9 protein-coding genes are annotated in these 14,556 nt (G+C 59.0%); all 9 read left to right on the forward strand.

Annotated elements, in window-relative coordinates; genetic code table 11:
* The first annotated feature begins 133 nt into the window (after nucleotides 1-133).
* The 9 genes from VEH04_09135 (at nucleotide 134) to VEH04_09175 (ending at nucleotide 14,416) form a co-directional block, all read left to right on the forward strand.
* Complete coding sequence (locus VEH04_09135) at nucleotides 134-1,435, forward strand: hypothetical protein (protein HYG22933.1); 1,302 nt, start codon at nucleotides 134-136, stop codon at nucleotides 1,433-1,435.
* A gap of 319 nt (nucleotides 1,436-1,754) precedes the next feature.
* Entirely contained in the window at nucleotides 1,755-2,423 is a 669-nt protein-coding gene (locus tag VEH04_09140; protein ID HYG22934.1) for a hypothetical protein, read from the forward strand.
* An 80-nt stretch (nucleotides 2,424-2,503) separates the two neighbouring features.
* Nucleotides 2,504-3,682: a peptidylprolyl isomerase gene (locus tag VEH04_09145; GenBank protein HYG22935.1), complete on the forward strand. Its 1,179-nt coding sequence runs from the start codon at nucleotides 2,504-2,506 to the stop codon at nucleotides 3,680-3,682.
* A 9-nt stretch (nucleotides 3,683-3,691) separates the two neighbouring features.
* Nucleotides 3,692-4,930, forward strand: a complete 1,239-nt coding sequence (locus VEH04_09150) for a hypothetical protein (protein HYG22936.1) — start codon at nucleotides 3,692-3,694, stop codon at nucleotides 4,928-4,930.
* 9 nt (nucleotides 4,931-4,939) lie between these two features.
* Complete coding sequence (locus tag VEH04_09155; protein HYG22937.1) at nucleotides 4,940-6,013, forward strand: hypothetical protein; 1,074 nt, start codon at nucleotides 4,940-4,942, stop codon at nucleotides 6,011-6,013.
* Nucleotides 6,014-6,104: 91 nt separating this feature from the next.
* Nucleotides 6,105-8,354: a glycoside hydrolase family 3 N-terminal domain-containing protein gene (locus VEH04_09160; GenBank protein ID HYG22938.1), complete on the forward strand. Its 2,250-nt coding sequence runs from the start codon at nucleotides 6,105-6,107 to the stop codon at nucleotides 8,352-8,354.
* A 105-nt stretch (nucleotides 8,355-8,459) separates the two neighbouring features.
* Nucleotides 8,460-11,501, forward strand: a complete 3,042-nt coding sequence (locus tag VEH04_09165; protein ID HYG22939.1) for a two-component regulator propeller domain-containing protein — start codon at nucleotides 8,460-8,462, stop codon at nucleotides 11,499-11,501.
* A gap of 33 nt (nucleotides 11,502-11,534) precedes the next feature.
* A complete protein-coding gene (locus VEH04_09170; GenBank protein HYG22940.1) occupies nucleotides 11,535-12,203 on the forward strand; it encodes a response regulator transcription factor in 669 nt (222 codons plus the stop codon).
* A 323-nt stretch (nucleotides 12,204-12,526) separates the two neighbouring features.
* Nucleotides 12,527-14,416 carry a sodium:solute symporter family protein gene (locus tag VEH04_09175; protein HYG22941.1) on the forward strand — a complete coding sequence of 630 codons (1,890 nt, stop codon included), beginning with the start codon at nucleotides 12,527-12,529 and terminating at the stop codon, nucleotides 14,414-14,416.
* Nucleotides 14,417-14,556: the final 140 nt, after the last annotated feature.

Consider the following 14,556-nt stretch of genomic DNA (forward strand, 5'->3'; position numbering starts at 1 on the left):
TCTGCGATACAGTCTTCCGTAGCAGCTACTGCGGAGGGCAGGACAGGTTTCGAAACCTGCGCTATGCCGGCAATTTGCGGTTGTCCTTTGGCAATGCAGGATTATCGGCGTGGCAGCCCAGGGTTGAATATGAATGCACTCATTGAACACGTTCATATTCAAGTTTCGTGACACAGTGATCTGGCACTTTCAAGCAGTCGCAAAATGTGCCGGATTGCTGGCGCTGGGTTCGTTGATCACGGTCGGGAAAGCGGCCGATGCCGCATCGACTTCGCAATTGAACTTCAAGGCGAACATTGCGCTGAAGGAAACGTTCGACAGCAATGTGTTCCTGCAATCGCACGGCCCGAAATCCGATCGCGGTTCCTTCGTCAGCAGCATCATTCCGCAAGCGGGAATGGGCTGGGACTCTGGCGCGCTGCTTCACGGGACCCTGACATATGGGCCCGAGGTGAACGTGTTTCATTCGGAGCATTCCGAAGATTTTATTCTCCACCGGGTCGCACTGAATGTCTCGGGGGCATCAGAAAAGACGGCGTATGAGGTCAGCGGCACAGCAGTGCACGTTGATGGCAATTCGCAAAGCCCGATCTGGACTGAAGAGGGGGGCGCGCCTGCAACCGGAGCGCCAGCAATCCGGGACCGTCGCGACGCAACCATCCTGCGGAGCAGCGCACGCATCACACAACATTTCGGAGAATGGTTTGCCCGCCCGGTCATCACGGCTTACGTGCATGACTTTCGCACCGAGCATCGGGAATCTGCAGGATATCAGAACGCGGTGGATCGAAGTGAATTCACGTTCGGCGGGGATTTCGGCCACAGCATCGGACGAAAGGCTGCGTTGTGGTGCGGGTATCGGTACGGAATTCAAGAGCAGGCAACGCTCTTTGATTCGAACGAGGATTATGACAACAGATTCCATCGCTTTCTCGCGGGCGTGGAGGGAGATCCGACTGATTGGCTGAAGGCGACAATCGCTATTGGACCGGAACTGAGGCGATTTGGCAGCGACGTGGCGGGAGGGTTCGGATCGCGCGAGCGAATGAATGTATTCGTGGATGCCGCCCTGACATTCACGTTGTCACCTTCCGACACCGTGCGCATTGCAGCCAAGCGGTTTGAGCAGCCGGGATCAGGCGGCCGCAGCACGTATCAGGATCTGACGATCGACATGAACTGGCGCCATGAGCTGAACGCGCGATGGACCATCGGGTTGGGTGGGCGGGCTTACAACACCGAGTTCAGGAAGCCCGCGATGCGCGACGACTGGGCCTTCACGGGAACGGCGTTTGTGAACGTCGCAATGACCGAACGTGTGAACGCCGAGTTTTCCTGCGTCCTGGAAAAAGGCCTGACGCACACGCCGCATGCATCGGGACGGGAATACACGCGGCATCTTCTTTCGATCGGGGTGAGATACACGTTTCGCTGATCCCAAGATCACCCACCCTCGAACGGGTGAACTAAAACTACCCGAATGGGGGATAGGCGGAATGCAGCGATTCTGATATTCATCATCACACTCACTCACCGGACTGATCCACTCAATCCTGAGCGACGCTGGAGTTATCGATGGCTGCGGGACGGAAGTCTTTTTGCGGAGTCGGTTTAGCGTTGGTCGAAGGTTCGTTCGCATAACAAATCACTTTTCGGAGCCGCATGATCTGGGGCAGTTCAGGTCTGCTGTTCGTTGTTTGAACCCAACACAAACCCCAACACAACCCAACAAACTACAGGGAGCAAACACACCTATGGAGAACACAACCAAAACCACAGTGGCAGCCCTCGCGCTCGCCATGGCAGGAATCGCCTCCTCACCCGCGGCGTGGGTCAACAACGGCCAGTATCCCTGGGGATCATCAACACACAACGGGAACGTCTACATGGTGACGTCAGCGGTGACGCCAGTATCTGGCGGCTATCGGATTACGGCGTCCCAGCCTGGCCTGAACGGAAAGAAGTATCGCTCGGGCGTGATCTATGAAAGCGGCACGCTGAAGCTGCGCTCGAACAAGGCGATCGGCGCGCAGGCCCGCGTTTCGGCTCCCACTGCGCGTGGTACGTGGCCCGCCTTCTGGATCACAACACTCGGCGGCTGGACTGGAGAAGTGGACATTGCCGAATGGAAGGGCAGCGGCACGGTTTGGCAGAACACCTACGACGGCGGATGGGAGAATTATACCCGTTCGTCGAACAATACGATGTACAAGACTCACATCCAGGCCAAAAACGACGGCACCAACCATGCCTGGGTCTGGCTCTACATCAACAACGCCTGGAGCGCGACGCATACGGGCAATAACTTCGTCGGCAAGGATTGGTGGCTGATCGCCAACCTGCAGATGGAAGGCTCGTCAGGGTCGCCTGGTCCCACAAGCGCGCAGGTTACATTCACAAGCATGTCTGCCTGGGGCTTCTGATCGATTGACCCAACCACAACCACAACACGCAGCCGCTTCGTCCCAACCGGAGCGGCTGCCTCGGCCACGCTAATCGGTGTATGAGTCATTTGCGTATCCCCACATCCTGGAATTTCGCGGCGGCTGCGATGCTCCTCCTTGTTGCAACCGCCTGCACTGGTCCCTCCACTTCCCGCCGCGATATAGCGGTGTTCGTCAACGGCGATCCCATTCCGCATGCAGAGGTGGAAGCCGAAGCCGACCGCTGGATCAACGCGAACAAGGCGCGCGACGCGTCGAAGGGAATCATTTTCGAAGAGTCGGGCCGCGAAGCCACCCGCGCGCTCCTGCGTCACGAGGTTTTGGAGTCGCTGATTGAACGCAGATTGATCGCGCAACAACTTCGCGCCGATAATCTTGAGATCACCGAGGATGAGGTTGACAAGCATCTGCAGGCCAGGATGCGGGCGCTCGGGCAGACACCCGGGCAGGCGGCGCAGGAAATTGAAGAGCAGGGGAAAACGCTCGGCGACGTTCGCGAACGCATCCGCTGGCACACGCTCGGGGTTGAGAAGCTCTACACCGTGCACGCTGCGGACAAGCAAACGCTGAGCGATGAGGCCGCGTTGAAACTCTACAACGATTACCCCGCGGAGTTCGATCGCGAAGAGGAGCGTCGAGTCCGGCACATTCTTATCCGCGTGAACCCCGACGCATCAGCGAAAGTGAAACAGGCCGCGCGGGCGAAAATGGAACAACTGCTTCAGCGCATTCGCGCAGGCGAGGACTTCGCCGCGCTGGCGAAGGAATACTCCGACGATGAATTGAGCCGGAATCGCGGTGGCGACCGCGGCTTTTCAGGACGCGGATTTATTCGAGGGCCTGGGGATGATCCGTTCGGCGACGTTGCCTTTGCCATGAAGCAGATTGGCGAAATCAGCGATGTTGTCGAAACCCGCGACGGATTTCATGTGATTGAACTTACAGGGTTGAAGGAAGCGCGCCGGCTCAGCTTTGAAGAGGTTAAGGACGGGATGATTGCTGATTTTCGGCATCGGGAAATTGGCCGTTTCTGGAGCCGGTTCGGCGGCGACCTGCGTGCTGCCGCAAATCTTGACTGGACCTCGCACGAACTGTTCCGCCAGGCCAGGGCAAAGCGGCTCCAGGAAAAGCACAATGCGAAGATCGAACGCATGATTGCGCGTGAACAGCGAAAGGCGGGTGAAGCGCCGCCTGAAGATGGCGCGGCTGCGACGGAACTCAGGACCGATGTTCGCTGAGGAGGTTCTGTGAACGGAAAGTTCGTCTTTGCGGCGTCGCTCTCGCTCAACGCGGCACTTGTCATTGCGCTGGTGTCGTTGCAGGACGTCACGTCCGGGGCTGACCCAACTTTCGTGACCGCGATTGATTCTCCGGCTGTGCCGCCGCTGCAGGCCGTGGTTATCGACTCGGAGGCAAACCCGTCCGCCATAAAGCAGATTCCTTTTCGATGGAGCTCATTGGAGTCGCAGGATTACCGCCAATACGTCAGCAACCTGCGCGCGATCCATTGTCCCGAAGAGACGCTGCGCGACATCATCGTCGCAGATCTGGATCAGCTCTGCGCGTCGAAGCCCGGGCACACGCCTCCCAATCCCGCGCCGTGGAATGGAGCGACGCGACGCCGGGCGTTGGAGCGGCAGCATGTGCTTTCACGGGCTGCAATGGCTGCTGAAAAGCGCGCACTGGTCCGGGAATTGATTGGCTATCCATGGGACCATTCCAGCCGCGACGTGTGGCATCAGGATTCCTACACGTCCATTTTGCTGGGGTTCCTGGCTGCGTCGAAAGGACCACAGTTGCTTTCTCTTCTTGCCGACGCCACCGAGCAGGCGCGCGCCATAAAAGAGGCTTCGGGAGGAATATTGATTGCAGAAGATCGGGAGGCACTGCGCCGGCTTTACCACACTCTTCAGCGCGAAATGTCGGGGATGCTGTCTGCAGCGGATAAACTGGAGTTCGAATTGCGAACGCAGGCTGGAGCGTATCTGCCTGTGGAGGATATCCACTGGGACGGCGTCACGATCAACGGAGGCGAACTGCGGGAATTCGTGCGGTTCTCGTTGGAGCATCGGGACATGTTCGCTGAGGAATTCCTGGCCGAAGCTCCGCTTGCCGGAGATACGATTGAAGCGAAGAGAACCGCGTTCACAAGCCGCGTGCGAACGATGCTCGGCCCGGTGCGATTCTCGGATTACGAACGGGCGCAGGACCAGGCATTCCGGGAACTGTTCGCGTTTACAGCCGCGCGAAACATGACACGAGATGTTGCCGTGCACATTTACAACACCTGCCGGGCGGCGGAATCGCAGGCGTCGCAGGTTCGCAACGACGCGACACTTTCCGCTGAAGAACAACTCGCCGCCCTGGCGGTGCTGAAGTCAATGACCACAAAATCCGTTGCGGCGCGGCTGGGTGCTGATTACCGCGAGTATGTGAGCGGCGCCGGACAATGGATGTCGATCCTGCAACAAGAGGAAGCCAATTAGCTTCGCGCGATGAACCTGTTACTGCGCACATCGTTGATCTTGAATATGGCACTCGGAATTGCGGTGCTGGCCTCGTTCATCGCCCGCAAACCACTCCGCAAACATGCCGTGGCGGCGAGTTTGCCTTCCAACGTGGAAGCAGAGCGAGGGCAGGACGAACGGAATGAACCTCTTGCGTTGGAAGCGGCGCAGCGCCAGTTCGATTGGGAGGCATTGTGCGATGCTGATTTGAAAGTCTACCGCCAGAATCTCGAGGCAGTGGGTTGTCCTTCGCAGACGATCGCCGACATCATCGTCGCGGAAATCAACGAGCGATTCCATGCGCGGCGTGAGGTGTTGATTCAGTCCTGCCAGGCGCGGTATTGGGATCTGGCATTGAAAGGCGAAGCAGCCATTCGATCGGAATGCTGTCCGCCGCTGGACGCCCTGGCCGCCGAACGCCAGGCCATGATTCAGGACGTACTCGGCGACCGGCCGCGGGTCAGCGAGCCCGTTTCCGCAAACCACCAAACCAGTGCAGTGGCCGAGGCAACGGCAACGCCCGACCTCGAAAATGCGGGAACCGACGCGCGCTTGTTGGGATCCCGTGAATCGCTTTGGGCGGCGGACTTGTCGGGATTCGAGCCGACCCGGGAGGAGTGGCGCCTGGTGACGCAATTGCGAATGGAATGGGTCGACGCACAGCAGGAGCTGGATCAACAGGAGCTTCCCCATGAAGAGAAGTTTCGGCGCGGAGAGCAGTTGCAGGCCGACCTGGATGCGCGCATTCGCGAGGTGTTAGGCGAGGAGCGGCACGCGGAATACGAACTCGCAAAAGATGGAGCATTTCAGGAGTTGCATCGCGTCGCGGAACGGTACGGCCTCGCGCGCGAGGTTGCGGCGCAGGCGCACCACATTGCCCGGACGACGCAACAGCAGCTGGAGACTCTTCGGAACAATTCGGCATTGAGCGAGCAGATTCGCCGCGCGACGATCGAACGGGTCCTGAAGGAGGCGAAGCAGAGCCTTCAGGAAACGATGGGAGCGCGAGCGCTGGCGACGTATGGCGAGCACGGAGGCGACTGGCTGACTTCAGGATTGTAATTGGTTTTCACGACGTGCCGGGTCCGGACACCGTGTTAGTGTCGCGGGGCGACGGACGGCGACGAACCGTCAGTTGTGCATCCTGAACACAATGAAAAACCTGCTGTCCACCGCGACCGCCCTCTTCCTGCTTGTGCAAAACGCCACCGCTTCCACGATTGACCATGAAGTTGACGAACTGCTCGGTAAGCTGTCGCTTGAAGAAAAGATCGGGCAGATGGTGCAACTGGATCTCCTGGTCGTGACGCGGGCCGGCAGCAATCCCATTCAGCTCGATCCCGCAAAGCTTCGCGAAGCTGTCGTCACCCACAAGATCGGCTCGTTCATCAACAACGGACTGGGCCGCGCTCTTTCCCTCGCGGAATGGACCTACGTTCACAAGACGATCCAGGACATGATCCGGGCGGAGACGCCAAACAAGGTGCCGCTGTTGTATGGGATTGATTCCATTCATGGAGCCACTTTTGTGAAGGATGGGACGTTGTTTCCGCAGAGCATTGGCATGGCAGCGACGCGCAATCCTGAATTGATGCGGTTGAGCTCGGAGGTTTCGGCGCGTGAGACGCGAGCAGCGGGACTTCGATGGACCTTTGCGCCCGTGCTCGACGTCGGACGCCAGCCGCTGTGGTCGCGGCTGCCTGAGACGTTCGGTGAAGATCCATTGCTTGCGTCAGTGTTTGGAGTCGCCGCGGTGAAAGGATTTCAAGGGAGCGATCTCAGTGCGCCCACGAGTGTCGCCGCCTGCATGAAGCACTACGTTGGGTATTCGTTTCCGTTCAACGGCAAGGATCGATCACCTGCGTTAATTCCAGATCCCTACCTGCGCGAATATTTTCTGCCGCCCTTCCGGGAGGCAATCAAGGCTGGAGCCAGGACGATCATGGTCAATTCAGGCGAGGTGAATGGCGTTCCAGTGCATGGAAGCAAATATTACCTTACCGATGTCCTCCGGGGAGAGCTGGGTTTTGACGGCGTCGTTGTTTCAGATTGGGAGGATGTGATTCGCCTGCATAAATGGCATCGGATTGCGGAGACGCCTGCCGACGCGGTGCGAATCGCCGTTGAAGCGGGTCTCGACATCAGCATGGTGCCGCTGGATTACTCGTTTGCGAAGTTGCTCAAGCAACTCGTGATGGACGGCCGAGTGAACCAAGAACGCATCGACAAATCCGTTCGGCGCATTCTCAGACTGAAGGTTGAATTGGGCCTGTTGCGAAATCCGTATGTTGAGGCGGAAGCGGCGGCGAACTTCGGACAGCCTGAGCATCAGCAGCTGGCCCTGCAGGCTGCAGAGGAATCATTGACCCTGTTGAAGAACGAACGGACGACGCTGCCGCTGAAAAAATCGGCGCGCGTTCTGGTCGCAGGTCCCGCGGCGAACAGCATCAGCGCGCTGCACGGCTGCTGGTCCTTCACGTGGCAGGGACTTGATGAAAGCAAATACCCCGCAAGCGCTCGTTCGATCCTGGAAGCGATTCGCGAAAAGGTCGGCGCTGGAAACGTAACTTACCATCAGGGCGTCACTTTTGCGGGCGGAGCCGTTGATCTGGAAAGCGCGGAACGCGCGGCGGCCAATGCCGATGCTGTGATTCTTTGCCTCGGCGAGGACGCTTACGCGGAGACACCAGGCGACATCAGCTCACTCGACCTGCCTGCCGGACAACAGGAACTCGCGAGGCGATTGCAGGCTGCGGGCAAGCCGGTCGTGCTGGTCCTTGTGCAGGGACGCTGCCGCGTGATTCGCGAGATTGAGCCGGGTGCGGCGAGTATACTGCTCGCGTACTGGCCCGGGTCGCAGGGAGCACGCGCGATTGCCAATGTTATATTTGGCGACGCAGTTCCATCCGGAAAGCTGCCGTTCACTTATCCGCGATACGAGAATCATCTGCTGACGTATGATCGCAATCACACGGCGAGCATCAATGAATTTGAACCACCCGATCACACGCCCGCGAAGGAATTCAAACCGCAGTGGGAGTTTGGCACGGGACTCAGCTACACGACGTTTGAAGTGCGCAATCTGCGGCTGGGCGCGCCCGTTTTGCGGGGCGCGGAAACATTGACCGTGGAGGTGGAGGTTGTGAACTCTGGAAAGCGGGCCGCCCCTGAGACCGTCGAGCTTTACACGCGCGATTTGTTTGCTTCGACGACGCCTCCTTCGAAGCGGCTGAGGGCATTTCAAAAGCTCTCCCTGAATCCCGGCGAAACCAAAATCGCGACCTTCGCCCTCACCGCAAGTGACCTGGCATTCGTCGATGCGCAAAGCCGGATCGTGACAGAACCTGGGGATTTTGAAGTCCTGGTTGGCGGCTTGAAGGCTTCGTTTCGTTACGAGCCATAAGCAAATGGGCGTTGCCCGCGCTTAATCAAATCGCACTTTGCGAGCGAGGCTGTTCTTCTCTTGCGCCGCCCCTGATCGGGTTCCAGAATCAGCGCCGTGCGTCCCGTGAACCGGAGCAGCAATGCAGTTGGCGACAGTTGCAGAATTTTCCTGCTGCGCCTTGCTGTCGTGTTATTGGCGCTGATTTCAATACCTGCGTTTTCGGCAACGCCGCTTCCAAATTATTTTCCCCGGGTCCTCGATTCAGAAAACGGGCTGCCGCAGAATTCCGTCACTGCAATTCTTCAAACCCGCGACGGCTATCTTTGGATCGGAACCTACAACGGCCTCGCACGGTTCGATGGCCACTCGTTTACGGTGTTTGACGGGGACCGAAGCAACGCACCGGAGTTGCGCAACAGCCGCGTTGTGAGCCTGTTTGAGGACGATGACGGCACGCTCTGGATCGGACATGAAACCGGGGAGTTGACGCGCTATCGGGACGGCAGGTTTACCGCGGTTGAATACCGTGTGCCGTGGGAAAACCGCAAGATCATCGGAATCGGCTCGGACAGTTCCGGCAAATTGTGGCTGTTGAACGAGCAAGGCCTTCTGGCGGCGATCACGGGCGAAACCCTTGCGGTTCCGGACGCCGGCACAGCGACGAAGATTGCTGGGTTTGCGCGAAATTCCCGCGGCGAAATCTGGGTTGCCTACGCGGGGCGCGTCTTTGCGCTGAAGGACAGCAAACTGATTCCGCTGGCCGAAGGCGATGAAGGGCCCGGCGGATACGCCACCGGCATCTGCGCGGCGCTCGACGACACTCTGTGGATTGTAAGCGGCGACAACATTCGAAAATGGAATGGCGAGAAACTCGTGGCGGACCTCGGGCCCGCTCCGTGGGGGCAAAGTTCCATCAGCGCGATGCTGGAAACGCGAGGTGGCGCGCTGGCAGTCGGCACTCTCGAGGCAGGGTTGTATCTTCACTTTGCCGGCCGCGGCGTCATTCATTTCGATCGTTCGAATGGCTTTCCGCACGATTGGACGCGCTGCCTGTTTGAGGATCGAGAAGGAACATTGTGGGCGGGGACGGGCAGCCGCGGAATCGTCGCGTTGCGGGCGGGAAATGTGCGCACTGTGACTCCGCCCGATCTTTGGCGCGAGCGGGACGTGCTTTCTGTCACCGCGGCACAGGATGGGTCGCTGTGGATCGGAACCGAAGGCGTGGGGATTTATCGCCTGCAGAATGGCCAATGGAGCCAGTTTGGCGAAGCACACGGACTGGCCAATGTGTTCGTCTGGTCGATCGCGGAGGATGCGCGGGGAACAATCTGGGCCGGCACGTGGGGCGGGGGAGTCTTTGTGAGCCAGGGAAATCAGTTTCGAACCGCCGCAGGATTGGAGGGCATGAACGTTCCCGCGCCCGCTCTGTTGCATGCGCGGAACGGCGTCACCTGGATCGGAACTCGCAACGGCCTCATGCGTTACCAGAACGGGGAGACTCGCCTGTTCGGACGAAACGAAGGTCTCGACGTGCCTGACGTGCGTGCCGTCGTGGAAGACGATCGCGGCGGCGTGTGGTTTGGAATGATGGGAGGCGGACTCGGTTATTTCCTGAACGGCCAATTGCGGACGTACCACCGCGCGGAGGGACTCACAAGCGAGTATGTGCATTGCTTGCGATGGGATCCTGATGGCGTCCTGTGGATTGGAACCTACGGAGGCGGCGTGAACCGCTTGAAAGACGGACGGATCAGCGCGATCAGCATGAGCGAGGGGCTGCCGAATAATGTGATCTGTCATATCGAAGAGGATCACGACAAGCATCTCTGGTTCAGTTCGCGCGGCGGCATTTTCCGAGTGGCAAAATCAGAGTTGAACCGTTGTGCCGACGGCGAGATCGCGCAGGTGCGCTGCCTAAGCTATGGAAAAGCCGACGGCATGCCGACCCTGGAATGCACGGGGGGGTTCCAGCCCGCCGGATGCAAGACCGCGGACGGGCGGCTCTGGTTTCCAACCACCAAGGGATTGGTAATGCTGGATCCCGCTGACGCGAAGGTGAATCAGCTGCCCCCGCCCGTCGTGATTGAAAGCGCCTGGATTGAAGGACGGCCGGTGACGCTGCCACGCGAGGAAGGCGTCCTGGAGGTTCCACCGGGCCAGCAACGTTTCGAGTTTCATTACACTGCACTGACATTCGTCGCGCCGGAAAAGGTGCGGTTCCGATACCGCCTGCGGGGACTTGAGACTGCGTGGACTGATGCGGAAACGAAGCGTGTTGCACCCTACACCTACATTCCGCCCGGCAGTTATACTTTCCAGGTGATCGCATGCAACAGCGACGGCGTGTGGAACGAGCAGGGCGCGCAACTTGCGATTGTCGTGCAGCCGCACGTCTGGCAGCGCTGGTGGTTCAAGCTGCTCGAAATGTTGCTTGCCGCGACGCTGCTTGTCGGCGTGGCGCTGGGCGTGTCGCGGCGTCGCATGCGGTTGAAGTTCGAGCGCATCGAACGCCAGCGCGCGATCGAACGGGAACGCGCGCGGATTGCGCAGGACATTCACGACAACCTTGGGGCCAGCCTCACTCGCATTTCGCTGCTCAGTCAATCGGCATATGGAGAGCTCGACAATCCACAGCATACGGGGACGCAGCTTGAACGGATTTATGGAACGGCGCGGGAGCTCACGCGCGCGATGGATGAGATCGTCTGGGCAGTCAATCCGCAGCACGACACGCTCGACAGTCTCGCCAATTACATCGGAAAGTTCGCGCAGGATTTCCTCGGGCCGCTTCAGATCCGCTGCCGCCTGGACGTGCCTGTCGACCTGCCACATTGGCCAGTGACCGCCGAGGTGCGGCACAATCTGTTCCTCGCTGTGAAGGAAGCGTTGCACAATGTCGTCAAGCACGCGGGCGCGACCGAGGTGATTGTTATCCTGACGACCTCTGCGCAAAAATTCACGCTCGCCATTCGGGACAACGGCAGGGGCTTTTCGCAGACCGTCTCGCGTGACAAGCCAGGCGGCAACGGACGCATCCTGTCAGGCAACGGGCTTGCGAACATTCGATCGCGGCTCGGGAAACTCGGGGGCTCGTGCGAGATTGACAGTGTCGTGGGGGGCGGAACGACAGTGCGTCTGACAGTGCCTGTTGCTGTCCCCGCCTGAGCTGTAGCCAAAACACACGACACGCATTTGCCAATGAGCCGAACTAAAGTCAGCCCGGAAGTGAGTATTGCGGTTTCTATTATCGAAGACGATTTGCCCGCCCGGGAAATCATCGCGGCATGGATCAAGCGGGCAGAGGGTTTCAAGCTGGTGAGTGAGCACGGGAGCGCGGAGACAGCCCTGGCGCGCATGCCGGAGGAAAAGCCTGACGTCGTGCTTGCAGACATCAACCTGCCCGGGTTGAACGGCATCGAATGCATCCGCCGGTTGAAGCCAATCCTGCCGAACACGCAATTCGTCATGGTGACCGTGTACGAGGATGCCGATCACATTTTCAACGCGCTTGCTGTCGGCGCCAGCGGTTACCTGCTGAAGCAGACTGCGCGGAACGATTTACTGGCCGCGTTGCGGGAAGTGCATGCGGGCGGCTCGCCGATGAGCAGCAACATTGCGCGCAAGGTCGTGCAATCCTTCCGTCGGCCGAATGCCCCTGCGCATCCCAGCCACGATTTGTCGCCTCGCGAGCGCGAAGTGCTGGAACTGCTCGCGCGGGGTTATCTCTACAAGGAAATTGCCGATTCGCTCCAGATCAGCGTTCCGACGGTGAACACTTACATTCGGCGCATCTACGAGAAGCTGCACGTGCGTTCACGCGCCCAGGCAGTCGCGAAGTTCACGAACATTCCGCTGGGGAATTCGTGAGCAGACAGGAACGGGGCATTCATGCCGCGTTATCGTTCGGAAGCGTGGCGCGTCGGATCGTTTCTAACACGCTGGAGTAGCCGAACCTGAAGCGGCTGAAGGCACGCGCTGCGGGATTCGCAGGATCGCGCGTTCACGCCGCTTAAGCGTGCTTCGGAAAGAGCGATTTCGATCGGCCTGACGCGCGCCGAAACAAATGCGCTCAAGCGGGCTGAAACTCCCCGCGCCATCCTCCAGGGGAAGTGTCGTTAGAACACACGACTCCGCCGCGAGCACCTGTAGCGGCAGTATTCGCGCGTGATTTCAACCCGCCCTTCTTCAGTATGAAGCTCCACGCCATTGATATCGCGATCATCGTGGGATACTTCCTCCTCGTTCTGCTGATCGGATTGTGGGTATCGCGCCGTGGCTCGAAGGATTTGGATTCGTATTTTCTGGGCGGCCGTTCGTTGCGCTGGCATGTGCTGGGAATCTCCGACGCGTCGGGGATGTTTGATATCAGTGGAACGATGTGGCTCGTGTTCATCCTTTTTGTCTATGGCCTCAAGAGCCTCTGGCTTCCCTGGCTCTGGCCTGTGTTCAACCAGATTTTCCTGATGATGTTCCTGAGTGCGTGGCTGCGCCGTTCGAACGTGCTGACTGGCGCGGAATGGATTCAAACGCGGTTTGGCCGTGGTCGCGGTGCCAATCTCGCGCATCTCAGCGTCGTCTTCTTTGCGCTCGTGAACGTCATTGGCATGCTTGCCTACGCGTTCAAGGGCATCGGGAAATTCGCGGTGGTCATGCTCCCCTGGCAATTCACGGGAAACACCGCTGGCCTTTTCACCGACGAAAACATCTACGCCATGATCATCCTTGGCCTGACTTCCCTGTACGCGATCAAGGGAGGAATGGTGAGCGTGGTGATTACCGAGGTGATGCAATTCACCATTCTTACAATCACAGCGCTGGCAATTGCGGTGATAGCCATGGTCAAGGTGTCGCCTGAGATGATTCAGGCTGCGATCCCCGCGGGCTGGATGAACCCATTCTTCGGACTGCGTCTGGAGCTCGATTGGACGGGAATCCTGGACAAGGTGAACAATGTGATTCGCACTGACGGGAACGAACTGTTTGGGATTGTGTTCGGCCTGATGTTCTTCAAGGGAATTCTCGCGAGTCTCGCAGGGCCTGCGCCCAATTACGACATGCAGCGAATCCTCGCCACGCGGAATCCGCGCGAGGCCTGCATGATGAACGGAATGGTCAACGTCGCATTGTATTTTCCGCGTTACGCGATGATCACCGGGATCACGATTCTGGCGCTGGCGTTTTGCATGCCCGAGTTGCGTGCCATGGAGAAGCCTGACTTTGAGAAGCTGCTGCCGATCGTGCTCAGCCAGTATATCCCGGCGGGCGTCGTCGGATTGCTGCTGGCTGGCTTGCTTGCCGCGCTTATGTCGAATTTCGCCGCAACCCTGAATGCCGCGCCCGCCTATCTGGTGAACGACATCTATAAGCGGTTTTTCGATCCCACCATGGCGCCCAAGGCGCAGGTGTTTTGGAGCCGCGTCGCGTCGGTTGGCGTGCTTTTGGTCGGAACCCTGTTTGGGCTTCTCACGACCAGCATAACGGAAGTCATGATGTGGATCGTGGGAGCGCTGTATGGCGGCTACGTGATGGCGAACGTGCTTAAATGGTATTGGTGGCGCTTCAATGGATACGGGTACTTTTGGGGAATGATGGCGGGCATTCTCAGCGCCATGTTCATGCCGGAAGTGGCCCGCCTCGTCCTCGGCCATCCGATCAGCAACCCGCTATTCCTCTTTCCGATCATCTTCGGCCTGTCGGTCGCCGGCTGCCTCCTGGGAACCTTCTTGTCCAAGGCCGAAGACGATTCAGTGTTGAAGAATTTTTACAAGACGGTCAATCCGTGGGGCGCGTGGGGGCCGATTCGCGCGAAGGTCGTGGCCGAGAATCCCAGCTTCATTCCCAATCCAGATTTCGCAAAAGACATGACGAATGTCGCTGTTGGAATCGTGTGGCAGCTCTCGCTTACAGCGCTGCCAATCTTCATCGTGCTTCGCAGCTGGAAGTGGGCGGGGGTCGTCGGGGCGCTTCTCGCGGTGACATCGGTATTCATCAAATTGAATTGGTATGACCGTCTGGAAAAGGCCGGCCCTACGCCAGCCGAACCTGCCCCGCGTCCCGCACACTATTCTTCGGCTGCATGAAGACATCTCCACACATCGGTCTCAGCCTGGGTTCTGCGCTGTTGTTTGCCGTCGCGGCGGGCGCATCTGCGAGCGTCTTGAGCGCGCCGCAATTCCAATCCTTCGTGCGGGCAGAAGCTGGCCAGTTGGTTGAAGACGGC

This window comes from Verrucomicrobiia bacterium (genome assembly GCA_035629175.1).
Lineage (GTDB): Bacteria > Verrucomicrobiota > Verrucomicrobiia > Limisphaerales > DASXHY01 > DASXHY01.